The 22,057-nt window shown below is 50.2% G+C and carries 20 protein-coding genes and 2 pseudogenes; 3 read left to right on the top strand and 19 right to left on the bottom strand.

The annotated features are described in order from the left end of the window. Window position 1: 1 nt before the first annotated feature. From traN to C233_RS0109745, 15 genes and pseudogenes are all read right to left on the bottom strand, one after another. On the bottom strand, window positions 2–1,006 hold the full coding sequence (traN, locus tag C233_RS0109815) for a conjugative transposon protein TraN (protein WP_018667419.1): 1,005 nt from the start codon (window positions 1,004–1,006) through the stop codon (window positions 2–4). A gap of 63 nt (window positions 1,007–1,069) precedes the next feature. Next, window positions 1,070–2,419: a conjugative transposon protein TraM gene (gene traM, locus C233_RS0109810; RefSeq protein ID WP_018667418.1), complete on the bottom strand. Its 1,350-nt coding sequence runs from the start codon at window positions 2,417–2,419 to the stop codon at window positions 1,070–1,072. Further along, window positions 2,400–2,717, bottom strand: coding sequence for a TraL conjugative transposon family protein (locus tag C233_RS0109805; RefSeq protein ID WP_018667417.1), 318 nt, complete (start codon window positions 2,715–2,717; stop codon window positions 2,400–2,402). Before C233_RS0109805 ends, traM begins: the two co-directional genes overlap by 20 nt. A 5-nt stretch (window positions 2,718–2,722) precedes the next feature. Then, window positions 2,723–3,346 carry a conjugative transposon protein TraK gene (traK, locus tag C233_RS0109800; RefSeq protein WP_018667416.1) on the bottom strand — a complete coding sequence of 208 codons (624 nt, stop codon included), beginning with the start codon at window positions 3,344–3,346 and terminating at the stop codon, window positions 2,723–2,725. 31 nt (window positions 3,347–3,377) lie between these two features. Further along, window positions 3,378–4,382 carry a conjugative transposon protein TraJ gene (gene traJ, locus C233_RS0109795; RefSeq protein ID WP_018667415.1) on the bottom strand — a complete coding sequence of 335 codons (1,005 nt, stop codon included), beginning with the start codon at window positions 4,380–4,382 and terminating at the stop codon, window positions 3,378–3,380. Between the two features lie 3 nt (window positions 4,383–4,385). Then, window positions 4,386–5,015, bottom strand: a complete 630-nt coding sequence (locus tag C233_RS0109790) for a DUF4141 domain-containing protein (RefSeq protein ID WP_025069037.1) — start codon at window positions 5,013–5,015, stop codon at window positions 4,386–4,388. A 30-nt stretch (window positions 5,016–5,045) separates the two neighbouring features. Then, window positions 5,046–5,429, bottom strand: coding sequence for a DUF3876 domain-containing protein (locus C233_RS0109785; protein ID WP_025069038.1), 384 nt, complete (start codon window positions 5,427–5,429; stop codon window positions 5,046–5,048). 44 nt (window positions 5,430–5,473) lie between these two features. Beyond that, window positions 5,474–7,978, bottom strand: a complete 2,505-nt coding sequence (locus C233_RS0109780; protein WP_018667412.1) for a TraG family conjugative transposon ATPase — start codon at window positions 7,976–7,978, stop codon at window positions 5,474–5,476. Then, window positions 7,975–8,307, bottom strand: coding sequence for a DUF4133 domain-containing protein (locus C233_RS0109775; RefSeq protein WP_018667411.1), 333 nt, complete (start codon window positions 8,305–8,307; stop codon window positions 7,975–7,977). The genes C233_RS0109780 and C233_RS0109775 overlap by 4 nt, the downstream gene beginning before the upstream one ends. 10 nt (window positions 8,308–8,317) lie before the next feature. Further along, entirely contained in the window at window positions 8,318–8,629 is a 312-nt protein-coding gene (locus C233_RS0109770) for a DUF4134 domain-containing protein (RefSeq protein WP_008782546.1), read from the bottom strand. A 203-nt stretch (window positions 8,630–8,832) separates the two neighbouring features. Further along, window positions 8,833–9,549, bottom strand: coding sequence for a hypothetical protein (locus C233_RS0109765; protein WP_018667409.1), 717 nt, complete (start codon window positions 9,547–9,549; stop codon window positions 8,833–8,835). Then, complete coding sequence (locus C233_RS0109760; protein WP_224263059.1) at window positions 9,546–9,821, bottom strand: DUF3408 domain-containing protein; 276 nt, start codon at window positions 9,819–9,821, stop codon at window positions 9,546–9,548. Before C233_RS0109760 ends, C233_RS0109765 begins: the two co-directional genes overlap by 4 nt. After that, window positions 9,808–10,161 (bottom strand): DUF3408 domain-containing protein, encoded by a 354-nt coding sequence (locus tag C233_RS0109755; RefSeq protein WP_025069039.1) that lies wholly within the window; start codon window positions 10,159–10,161, stop codon window positions 9,808–9,810. The genes C233_RS0109760 and C233_RS0109755 overlap by 14 nt, the downstream gene beginning before the upstream one ends. Window positions 10,162–10,169: 8 nt before the next feature. After that, window positions 10,170–10,610 carry a DUF3408 domain-containing protein gene (locus C233_RS0109750; RefSeq protein ID WP_025069040.1) on the bottom strand — a complete coding sequence of 147 codons (441 nt, stop codon included), beginning with the start codon at window positions 10,608–10,610 and terminating at the stop codon, window positions 10,170–10,172. A 2-nt stretch (window positions 10,611–10,612) separates the two neighbouring features. Beyond that, window positions 10,613–11,662: pseudogene (locus tag C233_RS0109745) on the bottom strand (ParA family protein). 420 nt (window positions 11,663–12,082) lie between these two features. Here C233_RS0109745 and mobA point away from each other — a divergent pair. The 3 genes from mobA to mobC are packed head-to-tail and all read left to right on the top strand — an operon-like array spanning window position 12,083 to window position 15,786. Next, on the top strand, window positions 12,083–12,511 hold the full coding sequence (gene mobA / locus C233_RS0109730) for a conjugal transfer protein MobA (protein ID WP_004291488.1): 429 nt from the start codon (window positions 12,083–12,085) through the stop codon (window positions 12,509–12,511). Beyond that, a complete protein-coding gene (mobB, locus tag C233_RS0109725) occupies window positions 12,490–13,737 on the top strand; it encodes a conjugal transfer protein MobB (protein ID WP_004291483.1) in 1,248 nt (415 codons plus the stop codon). Before mobA ends, mobB begins: the two co-directional genes overlap by 22 nt. A 30-nt stretch (window positions 13,738–13,767) precedes the next feature. Then, window positions 13,768–15,786 (top strand): conjugal transfer protein MobC, encoded by a 2,019-nt coding sequence (gene mobC, locus C233_RS0109720; protein ID WP_004291482.1) that lies wholly within the window; start codon window positions 13,768–13,770, stop codon window positions 15,784–15,786. A 131-nt stretch (window positions 15,787–15,917) separates the two neighbouring features. Here the strand turns inward: mobC and C233_RS0109715 are convergent, their stop codons facing one another. The 4 genes and pseudogenes from C233_RS0109715 to C233_RS22560 form a co-directional block, all read right to left on the bottom strand. Continuing rightward, window positions 15,918–19,172 (bottom strand): P-loop NTPase fold protein, encoded by a 3,255-nt coding sequence (locus C233_RS0109715; protein WP_018667406.1) that lies wholly within the window; start codon window positions 19,170–19,172, stop codon window positions 15,918–15,920. 16 nt (window positions 19,173–19,188) lie between these two features. Beyond that, window positions 19,189–20,319 carry an ATP-binding protein gene (locus tag C233_RS0109710; RefSeq protein WP_004291480.1) on the bottom strand — a complete coding sequence of 377 codons (1,131 nt, stop codon included), beginning with the start codon at window positions 20,317–20,319 and terminating at the stop codon, window positions 19,189–19,191. Window positions 20,320–20,620: 301 nt separating this feature from the next. Continuing rightward, window positions 20,621–21,226, bottom strand: coding sequence for an RteC domain-containing protein (locus C233_RS0109705; protein WP_004304269.1), 606 nt, complete (start codon window positions 21,224–21,226; stop codon window positions 20,621–20,623). A gap of 238 nt (window positions 21,227–21,464) precedes the next feature. After that, a pseudogene (locus tag C233_RS22560) lies at window positions 21,465–21,779 on the bottom strand (dihydrofolate reductase family protein); the annotation flags it as partial. Window positions 21,780–22,057 lie beyond the last annotated feature (278 nt).

Genomic DNA, 22,057 nt, shown 5'->3' with positions numbered 1-22,057 from the left:
GTCAGCGCACTTGAAGTTCGTTGATGGTATTGGCTCGTACCAAGTCCTCGTTCTCAATCACGAAGGACTGGTGGCGACCGCCGTTCTTCTCGTTCAGCTCCACCACGAGGCACTTGCCGTCGGGGATGGTGAACTTTGCCATCGTGAAGACCGTGCGCTCGCTCTTCCTGCCCGGCACGAGCGTGGCGTAGTTCTGCGCGCGGAGCGGCAGGACGATCTGCTCCTGCACGGCGGTACGCTTCGCTACCTTCTTGTCCACGATTTTCCACGTTATGTAGTCCACGTCGAAAGGAATGTTGCTCTGGTTCTTGATTTCCGTGTGGAAATACAGAAGCCCGTTATGCGTGTAGATGCCTTTCAGCAGGTACTGGATGCCGAAACGCTTGCAGCCGATGTGCTTCACCTCGCGCTTGTTCTGCCTGTGGATGGACTTCATGATAAGGCGCACCAGCATCGGGCTTTCGCTGCCCAGCTCCTTCAGATAGATTTCCTGCGCGTTGTTCGGGCGGTTCACCGCCGAGCCGTCATGGATGAAATCGCACATCTCCACGTTGAGCAGCAGCGGTTCGGCGGCGTACTTCACGTTGAAGGTGTAAAAATTTCCGTCTTCCGTGATTACGGACATGTTGGTTTCGTTCGGAAAGTCCCTCACGGTAGCCTTCACGCGGATGACGTTCTCGGCTCCGTCGGCTTTGCCCGCAATCAGGTCGGGCGAGCCTAAATCGACATAGCGCACTTCCGAGGGGAAAATGACGTGGACGGTCTTGTCGTAGGTCACTTCCAAACCGTGCGGGGGGACCATGCGGTCAAATCCCAGCTTTCTTGTCAGCCCGTGGTACAGGTCGCCGTCCGCCTCCTTCTGCGGATAGACCTCCTTTGTCAAGGTCGGCTGTTCTGTCGTCGGCTGTTCTACACTGCCGTTGTCCGTTCCAACGGTCACGTTCTCCTGCGCGTTGGCAGTAGCGATGCCCATAGCGAGGGCAAACATGATGATTACTTTTCTCATATTACTTTGGATTTTAGTGGTAAATTAAACATTGGTTGTTGTTACTTTTTCTGTATTCTGTTTTCAGTCTATCTCCTGATAGAGCATGACCCTGTACCCGGCTTTCAGATGCACTTTCACCGTGCGCATCTTCTTGGCGATATACTGGCTCGTGCCTTGTATCAGCCCCTTGCCCAAGTCGGAGGCGAGCTGCGCCCCTGCATTGGTGGAGATATTGATGCTGCTCCCCAGCGAGCCGCCCATGTTTGCGGCAACCTCCCTGACAGCGTTCATTTCCATCGAGTTGGGGATGAAGATGCCGGGCTGCCCGTCCGTGTCATACACCGCCAGTTCCACCGGGATGATCGTACCTGTGTACTCCAGCGAAGTAATTTCAATATCAAGCCGTTCGCCCTGAATCTTTGCCGTGCCGACCACCACCGCATTACGGGGGATGATTTTGTCAGCCACCGCCATCGGCTCCAGCAGCCGTAATCTTACCGCCTGCCCGTCGGTCACGCTTTGCGCCCCATAGACGCACGCCGATATGGTGTTCCTGTCCGATACGGTCGTGACGCCCACCGCCGTGTTGAAATTGCGGTTACGCTCCTGCGAGAAGGAGGCGACAAACTCGGCGTTACTCATCGGTTGTCCAAGCGAGGACACCACCTGATGCACTACCTGCCTGACGGGTTTCGCCGTGTTCTTTCCGGCTTTCTGCACGGGGTAAGGCTCAGCCGCCTGCACCGGTTCCGGCTTGCCGCCGTTCTGACCGCCCATGTATTTCGCCGCCAGCTCATAGGACTTTTCCATAAGTGCCACCTGCTCATCCATAGCGGACGCCTTGCCTTTCTCGCTTTCAAGTTCCGATTCCAGCGATGCGATACGCTCCAGCAGTTCGTCCATCTCCGCGTTGTCGTTCTCCGGCTGCTCGTAGAAGTTACCGAGCGTGGCATTGAGGTCGCGGTAGGCGGCTGCGGAGGATTGGATGGTTTTCGGTGCGGGCTTCACCGCCTCTTCCGTTCCACCGGGATTGGCAAGGTCGAAGTCACTGCCATTGTCCGCTTCCACTGTTTCGCGGTCGAACAGGTCGCCCAACTGCTGCATGGCACGGTCGCGGTTCTCCTGCCGTTCTTCCATCGCCCCCTGTTCGTAGGCTTTCGCCTTGTCGCCGATAATCCGGCGGTTCGCCTTGTCCGCGTCGGGCATTTCGATGTTGTAGCCGCCCGTTCCCGGCTCCTGCTCCTTGCCGGAGGACGGTGCGAATATCAGCCACATTGCACCGAGGAATACCAGCACCATAGCGGGCAGCACTATCATCTTCTGACGTTTCAGCCGTTGGGCTTCGGTCAGCGGCTTGCGCACCTTCTTCGGTTTCCCGTTGTCGGGAGCCGCCTTGTTCTCGTTTTTAGGTTCATTCTTCGTCTGTTCCATACATATTATTATAATAAGGTGTAAAATTGTCACTCACTTCAGGCTTCAAGGACAGTTCCACCTGTCCGGCATGGTCTGTCACCATACGGCTGCCGTCATTCCTGCCGATGTCATGGACGGCTTTGCCGAAGGTGTAGAGGGCAAGCGCGGCGAATGCGGCGAGCATTGCCAGCACGACACGCCTGCGTGTCTTCGGCGGCAAGCCGTCCAGATACCCTTTGAGCCTTGCCACCAGCATTTTCTTTTTGTCGTGGAGTTTCCAATAGACCCTCCACAGCGATTTTCCGATTCCTTTCATGCCTGTTAGCGTTTGATGGTTTGTAAATCCTTGTTCTCGATGATGGTGAAACCCTCGATGGTGAACCCGTTGGGGTTGTCGTCCGAACGGGACGAGTTCAAGAGGCGGCATGTGGTCACGAGGCTGCGCTCGGTGACGTTGCTCTGCCGGATGATCTTCTGCGTGGCGTAGGTCACGGCACGGTAAGGATAGCCGTTGAAGTCGCACACCACGCTGTCCACCTTCAGCACTTGGTTGATGTTCCCGGCGATGATGCGGTTGTAGTACCCCTTCTCGGCGAAGTCCGAATAGTAGTTGTACACGCTCCTGTCCGCTAATAGCAGGGCACGCTTCACGTTGTGTTCTATCGCGCTCTTTTCGGGCGAGAGCGTGAAGAAAAGCTCGTGGAAGCGGCGCACATGCTCCCTTGCTTCTGCCGGACGGTTCTGCGACAGGTCCTGCGAGAGAGCCAGCATCAGCGACTTGCCGTTGTCCAGCACGTAGATCTTCTCACGTTGCCGCTCCGCGAAGCGGTAGGAACTCCACACGCTCCATACCGTTATCACGGCGCACAGCGAGAGGAAGACGATACCGAACAGGCGTATCTGCCTGAACGATGATTCGATGTTTTTGAGTGACTTGAATTCCATTGTTGTTTATTCGTTTTTAATTGTCAGTTGATTATTTCAGCAGCTTGCCGATGCGTCCCACGGCGTTGCCTGCGGTGGCGCCCGCCACGCTGCCCGCCATGCCTCCGGCGCGTCCCGCCATCTGGTTCACGTTGCGCCCGTAGCCGCCCATGCCCCCGGCTTGGATGATCCAGCCCGCCACCGTTGGAATGGTGAAGTAGCCGATGATGCCGATTATCATGAACACGATATACACCCCGTCGCTGGAATCCAGAGAGAAGTTGGGGTCAGTCTGCATACGCTCGATGTCGCTCTGGAGCATCAACACCTGAATCTTGGCGAGTATCGTGCTGAATATGTCCGACACGGGAAGCCACAGATAGACCTGTATGTAGCGGCAGAACCACTGCGTGAGCGTGCTTTGGAAGCCGTCCCACACCGAGATGGCGAAGGCTATCGGACCGAGTATCGCCAGCACCACGAGGAAGAAGGTGCGGATGGTGTCTATCACGAGGGCGGCGGCTTGGAACATCAGTTCCAGTATCTCGCGGAAGAAGTCGCGGATGCCTTTCTTTATTTCGTACATCTTCCGGTCGAGGTACATTTTCGCCATCGTCACCATGTCGGCGGGCGACCAGCCCAGTTCCTCCAGCTGCTTGTCGTACTCCTCGTTTGACACGAGGTAGGCGGTTTCGGGGTTGCGCACCATCGCCTCGTATTCCAGCCTGTCCTTCTGCTCACGGTACCGGTTCATGTCCAGCGTCTGCGTTTCCAGCAGTTTCGCCGTGCCCTGCACCACGGGCGAGAGGACGCTGTTCACCGTGCCAAGCACCACCGTGGGGAAGAACATGATACACAGACCGATGGCGAACGGGCGGAGCATGGGGAATACGTCTATCGGTTCGGCTCTCGCCAGTGATTGCCATACACGATATGCCACGTAGAACAGCGCGCCCAGCCCGGCTATCCCTTTCGCCACGCCCGCCATGTCACCGCACAAGGGCATCATCTGCCCGTAGAGCGAGCGCAGGATCTGATGAAGGTTGTCGAACTCCATAGGCTACCAGTATCTTTCGTTCATACTGCCGTACAGCCCCATGATGCGGTCGAGGTCGTTCCTCTTCTTTGCCCGCAGGTAGCTCACACCGATGTTCTTGTTGGTGTAGTAGCTCACGAGGTTGCGGTAACGCTTCATCTTGGAGTGACAGCGTTCCACCACGTCCATGCGCTCCTTGTCCGTCATGGAGAGCGTGGTGATGTTCACCACATTTTTCAACTCCGTCAGCACGTCGTTGCTCTCCTCCAAGAGCTTCGTGTAGCCGAAGGCGATGGCTCCCAGCTCCTCCACCGTGAAGCTGTCGTCGCGCAGCATCTTCTGGAAGCTGGTCACGTAGATGTCGGTGATGTCGCCCACCATCAGGATGGTCTGCTGCACCTTGCGGGCATCTTTCACCAGGTTGTTCACGGATTTGAGGGCATCGTAATACTTCTTGCCCTGCTCATAGATTTTCACCGTTTCCTGAAAGTTCTTCACCATATTCTGGGCGGTGGTCGAGGTATGCATCACGTTCTTCGAGGTGTTCACGATGCTCTGCGCGATGTTGGACGGGTCTATCACCGCCCACTGTGCGCTTGCCCTGCCGGCTGCAAACAGGCACAGGCAGATAATAAGTGTCATTCTTGTTCTCATGTTACTTTGGATTTTAGTGGGTTTCATTATTTATTCTCCGCTTGTCGGATGGTCCGGTTTCGGGGTCACACGCACGTAGTCCCCGTTCGGCGAGAAGGTCAGGACGTCCGTCGCCTCGTTGTAGGACACGTCGATGTGGAAGCCGGTGTTCATGAAAAGGTTGCCGTTCTCCTCCTGCAAGAGGTAGGTTTCCGGCTTCAGTCTGCGGCGGATGCCGCTCCGCTTGAACACCGTCACCTTGTAGGCTTCACCCTCCTTGTAGATAAGCACGTCGGGCTTCCCCTCCACGCTCTCCCAGTTCCCGCAAAGCAGGTCGCGGCGGTTGTCCACGGTTTCGCAGGATTGCAGCACCATGACCGCCAGCCCGATCAGACACTTGCTGACTTGCAGCATTTTCGTTCTTGATATACTCATACGCATTTTCTGTTTTTAGTTGATGAATCTGTTTTACTTATTGCCTATTCCTTGTTTCTCCGTCTTTCGGCAAGCTGCCGGATGGCGGCTTCGATGTCGCCGCCCAGCTGCTCTGCCAAACGGTACACCTCTACTTTTTCCGTTTCCTCGGTGGTGTACGCCAGATACTCTTCAGCACTAACTTCGGTGGCATAGACCGCCGACTGCGTGCCGCCCAAGCCTATCCACACCTCCTTGTAGAGCCGTGAGGGGTTGTTCGCCATGTTGATGGAAAGTATCTGCGACTTCTCCTTCTCCGTCAGACCTAAAAGGGACTGTATGGCATCAAACTTGTTCATATATTTCCTTTGGTCGAGGAGTATCTTGCAGTCGGAGTTGTTGATGATGCTCTCCTTGACCACGGGCGAGGAAATGATGTCGTCCACCTCCTGCGTCACCACGATCGCCTCGCCGAAATACTTGCGCACGGTCTTGTACATATAGCGCAGGTACTCAGCCATGTTCGCTGAAGAGAGAGCCTTCCAAGCCTCTTCCACTATCAGCAATTTACGCACGCCTTTCAGACGGCGCATCTTGTTAATGAAGGCTTCCATGATGATGATGGTCACCACAGGGAAAAGCTCGCGATTTTCCTTAATACTGTCAATCTCGAAGACGATGAACCGCTTGCCGAGCAGGTCGATGTTCTCCGTGGAGTTGAGCAGGAAGTCGTAGCGTCCGCCCCGGTAATACTGCCGCATGGTGGTGAGCATGTTGTCGATGTTGAAGTCGGACTTCTCCACCTTGATGTCACGCTGTGCCAGCTCGCGGCGGTAGTCGTCGCGCATGTACTCGTAGAAGGTGTTGAACGAGGGGACGATGCTCCGGTCAGCCCTGATGCGTTCGATGTAGGCGTTCACCGCGCTGCCCAGCTCGCCGCTCTCGGTCTTCGTCACCTTGTCGTCCTCCGACTTCCAGAGCGTCAGCAGCAGCGTCTTGATGCTGTCCTTCTTCTCCACGTCGTACACGTAGTCGTCGGTGTAGAACGGGTTGAACGAAATCGGTTTCTCCTCCGTATAGGTGAAATACACGCCGTCCGCGCCGTTTGTCTTGCGCCGGATCATTTCGCACAAGCCCTGATAGGAGTTTCCCGTGTCCACCAGCACCACGTGCGCGCCCTGTTCCCAATACTGCCTCACGAGGTGGTTCATGAAGAACGACTTGCCGCTGCCCGAAGGACCCAATACGAACTTGTTGCGGTTGGTGGTGATGCCGCGCTTCATCGGCAGGTCGCTGATGTCGAGGTGCAGGGGCTTCCCCGTGAGCCTGTCCACCATCTTGATGCCGAAGGGCGAGAGCGAGCTGCGGTAGTTGGTTTCCTCCGTGAACAGGCACACCGCCTGCTCGATGAACGTATGGAAACTTTCCTCGGCTGGAAAGTCCGCCGCGTTGCCGGGCATCGCCGCCCAGTAGAGCGTCGGGCAGTCGATGGTGTTGTGGCGCGGCACGCACTCCATGCTTGCCAGCTGGCTGCCCACGTCGTTCTTGATATGCTTCAGTTCCTCCGCGTCGTCGCTCCACGCCATGACGTTGAAGTGCGCCCGCACCGAGGTCAGCCCGTAGGAATGGGCTTCGTTCAGGTAGCGGTCCGTCCACTCGCGGTTGATGCTGTTGCTCCTCGAATAGCGGGAGAGCGACTGCATGTTCCTTGCGGACTTCTCGAACTTCTGCAAATTTTCCTCGCTGTTGTCTATTAGCACATACTGGTTGTAGATGTGGTTGCAGGAGAGCAGCAGCCCAACCGGGGATGCGAAGGAGAGGCGGCAGTCGCTTCTGTCCGTGGAGAGTTTCTCGTAGCGGATGTCGGTAGCCACCTTTCCGGGCATGTCCTCCGCGTCGGAGAGGGTATGCAGGCACAGGCGGTTGTCGCCGATGCGCATTTCCCTTGCCGAGAGGTCGATGTCCTGCAAGGTCGCATTCCCTTCGGGCATAAGCGAGAAGTAACGCTCTATCAGCCCGGCGGACTTCTCCGTGCCGACAATCTCGTCGGTGGAGAGCCGGCGCAGCCTGACAAAGCCGCTGTCGTTCATGATGCGCTCGAACTGTTCGGCGGCCTCCATAAACTTCCCGGCGGTTTCCTTGTCCAGTTCCTTCGGGATGATATGCCCCCGGCACAGCGTGCTGAAGTTGCTCTGCATCCGGTTGCGCTCCTTCGTCGTCTTGGTCAGGTAGAGGTAGCAGGTGTGCTTCAGGTACGGACGCTCGTTGAAGTGACGCTCGTTGGAGCGGCTCAGAAAGCTCATGTCCTCCTTTTGCAGTTCCGGCTTGTAGCGTTCCTTGATGAACCAGTCCTGCTTGTGGACGACGCAGAAGTCCGGCAGCACCTTGATAGCCTTGCACCAGCAGCCGTGTATCGCCTCGTACTCCGCGCCCGTCACGGTGTAAAGCTCCGGCAGCTCCACCTCGAAAGCCACCGTGATGTCGGCGTCTTTGGAGATGATGCAGCCATGCTCCACCGCCAATAGCGGGAACCTGTTTTCCAGTGTCGTCATTTTGGATGTATTTCTCATGTCGTTTCTTCCTTTCGTTGCCGTTTGAATAATCGGGTGATCCGCCGCCGGTTGATAAGGTATCGGGGATGGTTCCGTGCCGCTCCCAGCTTCATAAGCCCGTGTTCGCCGTACCGTGCGTTCAGCGCGAAGGTCTGCCATACGAGGACGGAGGACGATGCCGCGCCGAAGCCGATACATACCCACTGGTCGATGCCGACCATGTAGAGGATGACGAACAGGATGAAGAGAGCCAGCAGACCTCCGCAGAAAATGAAGAGGTATTGTGCCTTCAGACCCTTGAACTCGACCGGACGGCCGATACCCTTGTTTATCGGGTATTCAGCCATACATTGTTTATTAAAGGAAGAATGAACGCAGGATAGTCGCGGCGACAATCAGGAAAATGCACGCTCCGAACCAGCTTGCGGCGGTCTTCGAGGTGTCGGGGTCGCCGGACGAGAATTTTCCGTACACTTTTACGCCTCCGATAAGACCGATTACAGCACCGACGGCGTAAATCAGTTTCACTCCCGGATCGAAATAGGAACTCACCATAGAGGTGGCTTCGTTGATGCCCGCCATGCCGTTTCCCTGCGCGAAGGCGGAGGCGGTTGCGGCAACCAGAAGTGCCGCAGAGATGATGAACTTTTGTCTGATGTTCTTGTTCATAAACTGTTCTTGTTTTGTGCCGTCCAAAGGGTGGATGGTCCTTTTTCGGGCGGTTGATACTTGATTACTTTACTTTGGTTTAGTGGATTCTCCCTTTGTTTCCACGGACTTGGGAGGGTCCGTTGCGGACGGGCCGTACCTTGTACCGCCGTGCCGCGTGGTGTGATGTTGTCTTACGTTTTCATTTTTTCTATCGTCTTTCGTTACACATACTTCCGGATGTCGAACTCCTCGATATTGTCGGGGACGGTAAATTCCTTGTCCGGTTTCTTCAGCCGGATTTCAATAAGCCCCTTGATGCGGATGCTCAGTTCTGTCGAGCCTGCCATCAGTTTCTCGTACAGTTCCGTCCCTTCCATGTCGGTGAAGACCTTTGCTGCCCGGTCCTGTTCCGCCGTTGTCGCCTGCGGATTCTTGGCGGTCTTGACGGCATCGTCTATCTCGTCGAAGCTGTTGCCTGAAGCCCGTGGCAGATCCGGACCATTCTCTTCCGGTTCGTCCTCTCCGAACTCCAGTTCCGAAGGCTGCATGCTCGTGAAGGTTTCGTCGAGCTTCTCTTCCGGGACTTGTGCCGGACGGTACACGGCTTCCGCGTTTCCGTCGTCAAAAGTAGCGTCTTCTTCCGCCAGCCCAATGCCTTTTTCCGAAGTGGCAGCTTCTTGCGCCGGTATGGCAGCGGTTGTCCGGGTCGATGCCATCCTGAAACGGCTCTTGCCGATGATGTCCGGTTTTTCTGCGGGTGGTGTTTCCCGTACTGTTTCCTGCTTTACCATCGTGCCGCCCAACGACCTCCACAGTCCGGCAATGCCTCTAAGGAAGCGGACGAGCTTCGTTTCCATGATGCGGTCGTAGAGCAGCAGGAACAGGAACCACAGGTTACAGCCCACCGATACAGTCAGGAGAATCATCGTCATGCTCATAGCTCTACTTTGGGGACTGAGTCCAACATACGGTTGATTTCGGCACGGTGTGTCTGGAAATGTTCGTTAAGCACATTGTCCAGATAGTCGGCGATGGTCAGATTTCCTTTACCTAATAAATAGGTGATTTCGGTTATCACGCTGTGGTTTGCCAAACTGATGTACACTTGCTTTCCCTCTCTCGCCTTGATGCCTGATTTTTTCAGGAAGGCGCGATAGTCATTCTTTTTTCTTTTCATGTCTGTTTCTTTTTGACGGTTAAAATACTGAATTGTAATTCCGGGCGTAAAGGCTCTTTATCGCCTCCTCGCACTGGTTGAAGTGGTGCGTAAGCACATGGTCGATGTAGGCGGACAGCGACAGCCGGTCATGCCCGATCACACGGGTGATGCGCATGATGCGGTCGTGGTACTCCGGGCGCACATACGCCATCTTCCCCTCCCGCGCCTTCACTTCGGGTTCACGGATGAAAAGCCGTTCATAGTCCTTTTCGCCGCATTTGCAGCCTACCGGCACGGGCGACAGGATTTCCACACTCGCCTGCACTTGGGCAAGCATACTTCCGCCGTCATGATGCGGATTTCTGTTTTTCTGGTTCTTTTCCTGATTCATATCCATATTCATATTAAGTCTTCACGTTGTTTCCTGTACAGTTCGTTTATTTTCTCCTTGTGCTGTTCCAGATGCTGGCGCAGCACGGTGTCCACGTAGCCGCCTACCGAGATTTCCCGCCCGGCGATGTCGTTAACGATTTTAAGAATCTTGCTGTGTACGTCGCGGCTGATATAGACGCACTGACGTGTCTTTATCTCGTTGCGGCGCAGGAACAGTCCGGTGTAGTCGTCCTCCTGCCGTTTGCGGCGTCCGCTGTCTTTCAGCGGTTTCTCCTTTGCCGGTGACGGTGCGGACGGCTGTTCCGATTCGGGAACGCTTTCTTCTTCGGGGGCCGGCGCGGGCGGCTCCTGCGCGCGGTACAGGGTTCCGTCCTGCTTGCGCCTGCCGATAGAGGCTATCAACAGTTCCTCGTCGATGCCTTCGGTGTTCACTTTCCTGCTGCCCATGTTCATCGCGGTTTGATGATGCTGACAATCTCTTCCGAGAACTCACGGATGCCGCTCCCTTTCAGCAGGGACGTGTCCATCGGGAAGATGGTCGAGCGGAAAACGCCCTTGCGTTCTTCCGAGAGGTCGCGCCGGAATTTCTTGCTGTCGGGCAGGCGTGTGGACAAGACCGACAGTCCCATTTCGGCAATCACATCTTCATACAGGTCGTACAGCCCGTTCTTCTCCCTGCCGTCCACCATCGTCCAGAACAGGTGAAGACCTTTTGTTTTCGCCTGTCCCGTCGTCATTAGGTTGTCACGGAACATCGCGGCGAATTGCAGGGTACTTTCCACGACGAAGCGGTCGGCACTCATGGGCGTGAAGATGTAGTCCATCTGGGAGAGCGTCTTGACAACGCCGTCGCTACGGAGCGTGCCCGGCATGTCGAAGAACACGATGTCGGGTTTCACCTCCTCGCTGACGAGCATCCTGTCGGCATCGTCGAGGGCGTCCTGTGAGTTACTCTTGATGACCGGGTAGGCGTTCTTCCTGACCTTGCGGAAGTGGTCGCACGCGAGAGCCTTGAAATAGAGGCTCTCGTCAATAAGTTTCGTTTCACGTTCACGCAGACCGTGGATGCTGTGTTGCGGGTCGTCGCAGTCTATGACGGCGACATTGTAGCCCTTCACGTTGTGGAGGTAGTTGGCGGCAAGAGCCGTGACGGTGGATTTGCCGATGCCTCCCTTTTGTGTTGCGAATGCAACGAAGATTTCATTACTCATGGTTCTATTGCTTTTAATGGTTGATGAATTGTTTTCCTGTTCCTGTATGGAAGCGGTGACGTATATATCCGCGTCCGCGAATCATTATCCGGGCGGTCCGTCACGTATCCGTTTCAACGGTGAAGCCGGGATTCGGATAACCGGTGAATGACGGCATTGCGTCATGAAGTCATTGAATCCGTGAATCACCGCGTTGTTGTAAAACCGGGTATCCGGCAGTGCGGATATTCGGTTTTGCAAATGTCCGCCTAAGCGGTTTGCCGGGTATCTGAAAGTTCCTTTTTCCATATCTTCAAATCGTTCGTTTCTTGAATCATGCTGCAAATAAACAAGTATATTCCGGAACTTGTATCACTTCTCCGGCAAGTGGCAGCATGTTGCGCCGGTTGGCAGCCATTGACCGGGTCAAGCCTCTGTCCGGTACCGCTTTAAGGTCGTAACTTTGCCCCCGAACGGCAGGGTTCGCCGCAGGTGGCGCAGCCCGGAGTTTGAAAGGCATTCCCCCAATCCGTCCCCGACGGATTTTTATGTTCACCTGAACATAGCAAGATGTCTTTTCAGCCGCTCAAAATATTTTGAGCAGCCACGAAAAGCACTTGCCCTTGCAGGGGGCGGGCTTTCCCTCCGAAGTCGGGAAGCCTTTCAGAACTGCGGTGCTGTAATCCGAAGCGGCGGCTTATGCCGTCAATCCGCTAAATCCAAAGTAATATGAAAGAGAAAAGGAAAAGCAAATCAGGGAGAAATCCCAAACTTGATCCGGCGGTGTACCGGTACACCGTCCGTTTCAACGAGGAGGAACACAACCGTTTCCTCGCCATGTTCGGAAAATCGGGTGTCTATGCACGGTCTGTTTTCCTCAAAGCGCACTTCTTCGGGCAACCGTTCAAGGTGCTGAAGGTGGACAAGACGTTGGTGGACTATTACACCAAACTGTCGGATTTTCATGCACAATTCCGTGCCGTGGGTACGAATTACAACCAAGTCGTGAAGGAACTGAGGCTGCATTTTTCAGAGAAAAAGGCGATGGCGTTGCTCTACAAATTAGAGCAACACACCGTCGAACTCGTGAAACTGAGCCGCCGGATTGTGGAACTTTCAAGGGAAATGGAGGCAAAATGGTCGCAAAAATCAGTGTAGGAAGTTCGTTGTACGGCGCGATTGCCTACAACGGGGAGAAGATTAACGAGGCGCAGGGGCGGCTTCTCACCACCAACCGCATCTACAATGACGGTTCGGGAACGGTGGACATAGGCAAGGCGATGGAGGGTTTTCTCACCTTCCTGCCACCGCAGATGAAGATCGAGAAGCCGGTGGTGCATATCTCTCTCAACCCGCACCCGGAGGATGTGCTGACCGATATTGAGTTGCAGAATATCGCCCGCGAGTATCTGGAAAAACTCGGTTTCGGAAACCAGCCTTATCTTGTATTCAAGCACGAGGACATCGACCGCCACCACCTGCACATCGTGACGGTCAACGTGGACGAGAACGGGAAAAGGCTCAACCGGGATTTTCTCTACCGCCGCAGCGACCGTATCCGCAGGGAACTGGAACAGAAGTACGGATTGCATCCGGCAGAACGTAAAAATCAGAGATTGGATAATCCGTTGCGCAAGGTGGCCGCATCGGCAGGTGATGTGAAGAAGCAGGTAGGCAACACCGTGAAGGCTCTGAATGGGCAGTACCGTTTCCAGACGATGGGCGAATACCGTGCGCTCCTTTCCTTATATAATATGACGGTGGAGGAAGCGAGGGGCAACGTGCGCGGACGGGAGTATCACGGGCTGGTCTATTCCGTCACGGACGACAAGGGTAACAAGGTGGGCAACCCGTTCAAATCCTCGCTTTTCGGGAAGTCCGCAGGCTATGAAGCCGTACAGAAGAAGTTTGTCCGTTCCAAATCGGAAATCAAGGATAGGAAACTGGCAGACATGACGAAACGCACCGTCCTTTCCGTGCTGCAAGGCACTTATGACAAGGACAAATTTGTATCCCAACTCAAAGAGAAGGGCATCGACACCGTACTGCGCTACACAGAGGAAGGGCGCATCTATGGGGCTACCTTCATCGACCACCGCACGGGATGCGTGCTGAACGGTTCGCGCATGGGTAAGGAGCTTTCGGCGAATGCCTTGCAGGAACACTTCACCCTGCCATACGCCGGACAACCGCCGATACCGCTATCCATCCCTGTGGATGCTGCGGACAAGGCACACGGGCAGACCGCCTACGACAGTGAAGATATATCGGGCGGTATGGGCTTGCTCACTCCCGAAGGTCCGGCGGTAGATGCCGAGGAAGAGGCTTTCATCCGGGCGATGAAGCGCAAAAAGAAGAAAAAACGCAAGGGCTTGGGTATGTAATCAGAGTATCAACAATTAAAAAATCAATGTATGTCACAACAAGAAGACGATTTGAGGGCATTGGCGAAAATCATGGATTTTCTGCGTGCCGTGAGTATCATTTTAGTGGTCATGAACGTGTACTGGTTCTGCTACGAAGCCATCCGGCTGTGGGGCGTGAACATCGGCGTGGTGGACAAAATCCTTCTGAACTTCGACCGCACGGCGGGGCTGTTCCATTCCATTCTCTACACGAAGCTGTTTTCCGTCCTTTTGCTTGCCTTGTCCTGTCTGGGTACGAAGGGTGTCAAGGGTGAGAAAATCACTTGGGGGAGAATCTGGACAGCATTTGCCGTCGGGTTCGTGCTGTTTTTCCTGAACTGGTGGTTGCTGCCCCTGCCGCTGCCGCTTGAAGCGGTGACGGGACTGTATGTCCTTACCATTGGAACGGGCTATGTCTGCCTGTTGATGGGTGGTCTGTGGATGAGCCGCCTGTTGAAACACAATTTGATGGAGGATGTTTTCAACAACGAGAACGAGAGTTTCATGCAGGAAACGAGGCTTATCGAAAGCGAGTATTCGGTCAATCTGCCGACACGTTTCTATTACAGGAAACGCTGGAACAACGGTTGGATCAATGTAGTTAATCCCTTCCGTGCGTCCATCGTGTTGGGTACGCCGGGCAGCGGCAAGTCCTATGCCGTGGTAAACAATTTTATCAAGCAACAGATTGAAAAGGGCTTTAGTCAATACATCTACGATTTCAAGTATCCCGACCTATCTACTATTGCCTACAACCATTTGCTGAACCACCCGGACGGCTACAAGGTAAAGCCGAAGTTCTATGTGATCAACTTCGACGACCCGCGACGCTCTCATCGGTGCAATCCCATTCACCCGGATTTTATGGAAGATATTACGGATGCCTATGAGAGTGCCTACACAATAATGCTCAACCTCAATAAAACGTGGGTGCAAAAGCAGGGCGACTTCTTCGTGGAGTCACCTATCATTCTGTTTGCCAGTATTATCTGGTATCTCAAAATCTATCAGAACGGGAAGTTTTGCACGTTTCCCCATGCTATCGAGTTTCTGAACCGCCGTTACGAGGATATATTTCCGATACTGACCTCTTATCCGGAGCTGGAGAACTACCTTTCGCCGTTCATGGATGCGTGGCTTGGAGGGGCTGCGGAGCAGCTCATGGGTCAGATAGCGTCGGCAAAAATCCCGCTTTCGAGGATGATTTCACCGCAGCTCTACTGGGTGATGTCAGACAGCGAGTTTACGCTGGACATCAACAATCCCGAAGAGCCGAAAATCCTCTGCGTGGGTAACAATCCCGACCGTCAGAATATCTACGGTGCGGCACTCGGTCTGTATAATTCCCGTATCGTGAAGCTCATCAACAAGAAGGGGATGCTGAAGTCATCGGTCATCATCGACGAGTTGCCCACAATATACTTCAAAGGGTTGGACAATCTTATAGCTACCGCCCGAAGCAACAAGGTTGCCGTGTGTCTGGGCTTTCAGGATTTCAGCCAGTTAGTGCGTGACTACGGGGACAAAGAGGCGAAAGTGGTGATGAACACTGTCGGCAATATTTTCTCCGGTCAGGTGGTGGGGGAAACAGCCAAGACGCTCTCCGAGCGGTTCGGTAAGGTGTTGCAGAAACGGCAGTCCATCTCCATCAACCGGCAGGATGTTTCCACCTCCATCAACACGCAGATGGACGCGCTCATTCCACCGAGTAAGATTTCCGGGCTTACGCAGGGAATGTTTGTCGGTTCTGTATCCGACAACTTCAACGAGCGTATCGAGCAGAAGATTTTTCATTGCGAGATTGTGGTGGATGCCGAAAAGGTGAAACGGGAAGAAAGTGCCTACAAGAAAATTCCCGTCATTACAAACTTCACGGACGAGGACGGCAACGACCGCATGAAGGAAACGGTGCAGGCGAACTACCGGCGCATCAAGGAAGAGGTGAAGCAGATTGTGCAGGAGGAACTGGAGCGTATCAAAAACGATCCGGTGCTGTGTAAACTGCTACCAGATAATGAGACTGTCTAACAAGTCCCCAAAATTGAAAATTATCCCTATCGAAGTTTGAAGTGACCCCCAAAAGTTGGATACAATTTTTTTGGGGGGCACTTCAGTTCTGACGGGTAAAATCGTAAAATTCGGACTTGTTAGACAAATACTTACGCGGTTTCAACCTCAGGTACTGAATCTATCGAATTGACAAATTTAACCAATTGCGGATCTGAATCTTTTTGTATGAGGTTTCGGAGACTCTTTTTCAATTCATAAGCATCATCCCCTGCTGTATTTATTAAATCCATATAAAAATCTTTGTTTTGCAGAATCAATGAACGGCATGCCCCATCGGAAATTACAGGTTTCACTATTTTATCAATAACGTCTCCAGCTTGACTTTTCAAATTACCATGCGATCTAAGCCATGTTTCGAAAAATTGAAACTTTATTGCATTGATAGTCTTTTTACCGATGCAGAAATCATTTCTTATATCGGTAACTGTCGATTTAATTTTTCGTTTATCCAATCTTTCAACTATATTCTTGAAACAATTAGGGAAAGGATTCAAACTTTGAGTTCCAGAAGCAATATCCATCAGAATCTTTTTGCCAAATTCAGTCAAGTTATCTGGCAAGGATTTGATTTTAGCCAGTAAATGTTTTATTGCGACAAACCAATAATATGATGTATGTGCTGTTCTTTGGGCGTATAATGTATCAACACTTATTTCAGACAACGCTTCGAACGCTATTTTATTGATATGATCGGTCAGGACATTGCTTATTTTAGTGGTCAAATCGTAAAAAGATGCGTCAGGAATTACATCTTTAATATTGTTCTTAGTGATATACTTATCCAAATCGGTATTCCACTCTGCTAAATGCTCGATAAATACCTCATCCGTTACACCTATTCTGTTCTTAATATCTTCAAATTGGGGCAATATGTCTGAGAGCAATAATTTATAGCCAAGTTTATGATTTACCATGTATTGTAGTGTTTCATTTAATAGCGGTATATTCCATCCCACACTATTTACTAATAAGTCTCCATGATCCACATAATAGTCCATGAGTTCTGCAACATATTTTATATCTCCACCCTCTATTAAGGAAACGGAATGACCATGTGCCAATTGCATGGCGACTAAATCGTAATATCCAGACTCTTTAATGTTTCGGCCATCAGTTTCTAATTCAGAATGCAACTGATTTATGTAGGTTGAATCTAACGTTACAGGTAAAGGTCTTTCTTCGTCAGATGCCAATAAACGATAGGTTGTAAATATAGCCCCTATATTATCTTTATTTACATTCTGTTCATCAATGCAATTCGTGATCGCTTGCAAAAGCGTTGGAAACGTATAGGTAGAATTATCTTTTAACGTTTTTACAATATCTGCATGGTCGAAATTATCGGGTAGTAAGTTTGCCAAATAATTATCGAGCGCCTCCGAATTTGTTGCTACTTGATAATATTTATATGCTTTAGTTGTCGCGTTATCCCGATAGGCAGCATCTGTTGCATTTGCAGCTTGAATATAATCGATAAATGTATTTGGCTTGACTGTTTTTGCTTCAATCAATGACGTAAAATCGCACGCCAACTTATTTTGCGCAATAAACCTGTCTATTGCATCTAACGTTTTGAAATAGTCGCCGCCATTGAAGTCATTGAACCGAACTATCTTCTTATATAATTGAGCAATCACATGGTTTTGGCTTTCCGTGTCTAAATGCAACAGCAGTTCTTGGTATTCGACAGGGAACACCTGCTTCTCTATGGATTCTTTTAATTTCAATTGTGCTATTCTTTGCCATACACGCAGAATAACATCGCTCTTTCGAGTTAATTTATGCAAACAATGTATAATCTTATCGATAAGCGCATTGTCCATACATTGTATAACTTCTTCTAATACAGTGTCAAATTGTTTATTAGTCTCTGCATATTGATTTATGTCGTGGTCTTCTTCTCCGTTGATGCAGCCTTCAATATATTTTTTCAATGGAATTTGTCGAGCATCTTCAACATCGACACCATATACCAAAGCTGCAATTTCGCGTTGTGTTTGCAGATCATTGTTAATTATTGTTTGAATGCCATTCAGATAGTCGCCGGACAATATTTGTTCTACTGGATTTGCCAGAATATCCGTCTTCTTCAAACAGAACAATGCTATGTTTATCATCAAAATTTCGTTACACCACTCTTGTTTAAGAGCGACCATCTCATTGATATATGATATAATTTCCCTAACATTGGCATTAGGATTTACCAATCTGAATATCAGATTTATAGTTTCTTTCGCTTCATTTTCTGTTTCTCCAAATGCTTCAACAAACAGTTTGTTGAATATACTTCGATAGTCGGTAATAACAGGAGGAGCAACACGATAAACAATAGGGAAAGTTTTATTGATAAAATACTTGGTCAGTTGTTTCGTTTGTTCGTCGGTCTCATCTCCGAATGCACAAGCTAAATGTGTTTCATCGAAAGGAATAACAGCCCAAACATTTTCAAAACCGCTATCGGCGAAGAACGTATGGATAGAAGACCATAATTCTTTTACTTTTTCAGCGGGGAGACGATCCATGTTGTCAAAAACAAGGACTAATTTACGTTGTCCTTTTTCCTTGATAAAATCAGAAATGTCTTGCATCCATGTTTTGAACTCGTAAACCGTTGGTTCGTCTTCGCTCAAAGTCTCATAGCAAACGTCCTTTTCGACTTTATCTTGATAAATAGCTAACATATAACTCCATCCATATTTATGATCTTTGCTATATGCCCATTTCCAAACGCACAATGCAATAAGAACTGGCAGTGCAGCTATGATAATAGACAATAAAGAAAACCACCATGTTGTGGGTGTAGGTTTTACTGCATACGCAATAAATGTAAATATCGGAGTTAAAACTGCAACCAAAAATGCCGCAACCATACCATTACTGATAAGGGGATATTTTTCGGTTACGGTCTCCGTTTTACGGGCTAATAAATATTTCAGCTTTTCAGACCATGATACGGTTTTCGTACCTCCACCTTTGACTTTTATTGTTGCATTTCCAGATAGGATACCATCATCAATAAGTTTGCTTGTAAGCAATTCCAATATAGAGCGGCGTTGCAAGTCCTCTTGATGTCCCCATGCGTCATACTCAAAAAAGTAATAGTCGTCTGATAATTCACGTTCCAACATTTTAACCACGTTGGATTTTCCAGATCCCCAAATACCTTCGATGCCGATAATTCGAGGTAAAGTACATTCCTCATCCAATGAATCATTCTGACAAAAATGGCGAGCAATAGTTTTTGCCAACCTTTCTTGCGAACCTCCATCGAATTTGTCAATACCACACGGTTTATTTTGGATAAACCGCGGATATTGCTGTTTGGATTGTAGTTTTGTTTCCATATACGTAATTTATTGATTATACGAACTCCAAATAATTCTCCCGATTTACCACATGAAACTCGGCATAGGGATAGGCTTCTTGGAAGGCTTTCGGTGCGGCCGGCATTTTATTTCCCCACTTGAACTCCAAGGCGGTAAGACTGTCGGCACTCTCCTCAATCAGGTCGATTTCCTGTTTGTCGTAGGTGCGCCAGAAATAGAACTCCCTGTGCAGTCCCTCATTGAAGTTCGCTTTGCGCCGCTCTCCGATGATGTAGTTCTCCCACAGCGCACCGACATCCTGCCGAATGGCCAGCGGTGAGAAAGCCCCGATAATGGCATTGCGAATGCCGTTGTCGTAGAAGTACCACTTGCCAGCTTTTGTAACCTCCTTGCGTAGGTTACGCGAATAAGCCCCCAGACGATAGATAACGAAGACCTTTTCCAATAGGTCGAGGTATTTTTCAACGGTCGTCTTGCTCATGCCGAGTTGTTTACCTAACTCTTCGTAAGAAACTTCGCTGCCCAACTGAAAAGCTATCAATCGCAGTAGATCGCGCATCTTGCTCGAATTTTTTAAGCCGTCAATTGCTAAGATATCTTTAAGCAGGTATGCACCGACAATATCACGTAGGTAGTCTGTTTTACGTTCATAGTTCTCCATCATTACTACTTCGGGATAGGAACCGTAAATCAAGCGCGCTTCGAGGTTCTGGCGGGTTTCAAGTGCCGTTTCCGTCTGTGCGATTTCCCGTTGCGAGAATGGTGTAAGGAGAAATTGCGTACTGCGGCCGACCAACGGTTCACCAGTCTTATTCAGCAAATCGAATGACGAAGAACCACTTGCCAAGACACTTATTCCCGGTATTTCATCAACTATCAACTTCAGAATACTACCGATTTGTGGTATGTTCTGTGCCTCATCAATAGCCAGCAAATCAATACCATCCAATAAATGCCGATAATTGGCTATTGAGCGATTCTCCAATAGTGCTAATGTGTCGTAGTCTTCGCCGTTGAGCATCATCGTCCTACCTGAATAGTTGTCCACAATTTTACGCATCATTACCGTTTTACCAACACGGCGAGCACCAAAAATCAGTACTGCTTTATTGGGCGCGATTCGTGCTGTAATCTTCTCTTGAAGTATTCTATTTACTGTTTCCATACCTTATAAAATATAATGCAAAGATAATCATATTTTTTTAATTGGCGAATTTTACAAAAAAAACGGGCTATTAAATGGCGATTTTTACAACCACAATCTTATGGAAGTTGTTTCATTGTTTTTAGTAATGATATATGTTCATACTATGATGACTCAATAATTTACCAGACATACGTTTCTGAAATTTGTCCTTATAGGAATGAAAAACTCACATATATTGTGCTAATTAATATATAATTAAATGAAAATAAAAAGACAGGATACGAGTATTCCTGTCTTCTCATATGTAATGGATATTTTTTTATTTTCTCATCCGCTCCAACTCCTCATCACGCAACATTCTCTCGTTCAGTTTTTCCTGCATCCTGTCAATGAAATAGGTGCGGCTTTCGTTCTTCCGGCGTTTGATATCAGTGTAGAAGCGGTAGCAGTCTTTAGAATCAACCCCGAATATCTTATAGAGAAGTGGGGCGAGCTGTTTGAGCGGCATATTGCCGTTGTTGATGCAGCCCATCACGTCTATGCCGTAGATAAGTTCCACGAGGTCGATGGCATTGCCCGTCCATTGAAGAAGGCTGGCGGTGGTTTCTGTTGCGTTGTTGGCGGATATTAGTGGTGGCACTTGGGGCGTGGCAAGGAATTTCTGCATCTTTCTTACGAAAGACAGAGCCTTGCTGACGTAGGCGGCAATCTCTCTTTTTTCTTCTGACAGATTACGTACGGGATGGTGCTGCAACTCGATTTCGATGTAGGCAAGCGCGATGACGGTAAGGTTCATGTCCATGCCGCCGTTGCACAGTTCGATCACTTGGGTGGCGAAAGCCGTGTATGCCGTTTCCATATTGCAGTCGCCGGCTTCGTTTATCAGGCGGAAAAAGTCGGTTTCCGCCAGCAAGAAATAATTCATGGTTCTGTCAATTTTGAAAATTACACTTTGTTTTCTGCGTGCGCACATGAATATAATTGGCAAAAAACGCGGCAGAAAATAAAAAATCCAACACTCAATTTTACAAAGTGCTGGATTTCAGAGGTATAAAATTCAGTATTTTTTCACAAGGACAAATTATCTCCGACTTAAATTGTTTGTAATCGGAACATTTATTCTATTCCTGAAAATAGAAATGTATGCTTGCCGCACATTTTGGCTATCTTGCTTTTTTATCAAGGATATAGATAATGCGACATACACCGTTGGGATAGCTTTTCAAAGAGGAAAGCGTCCAGTGTTGCTCTGGCAGAGCCGACTTAAAAAAATGTCGTCCGCTTCCGGATATGAAAGGAACGGTGTATAGTATGATTTCATCCACAGCGTGCATCCGCAGCAGTCCGTTTATATAGTCTGCCGTGTCCGGTGTGGCTTCCGCGAGGTAACGGATGTTTGTGCAGTCTTTTCTCCATTCGTGCAGCATTGAAATGGAATAGTCCGGTGTCACACGGTAAAAGGCTTTCTTGGGATATTCAGTAAATGTCCCTAAAAATCAAGATGGCATATGAAGATGATAGAGCATACTCACTTCATATGCCATTTTTATAGTCCTATTCCTGTAATTTCTCACACAATCTTACCCTACAAGACATGACGCTCGGGAAGAAGTCTGAAGACATCTTCTGCCTCTGCCTGTAAAATCATATCATGCCGCTTTCACCGTCCTGTTCCTGATCTTGTCTATCATCAGTACGGCATTTGCCGTATGTATTCCAAAGAAAATCCACAGGATTTCCGTCTTCCTGTTCCGTG

This window comes from Bacteroides gallinarum DSM 18171 = JCM 13658 (assembly GCF_000374365.1).
Lineage (GTDB): Bacteria > Bacteroidota > Bacteroidia > Bacteroidales > Bacteroidaceae > Bacteroides > Bacteroides gallinarum.
The sequence above is the reverse complement of the archived record's forward strand: the minus strand, read 5'-3'. Positions and strand labels throughout refer to the sequence as shown.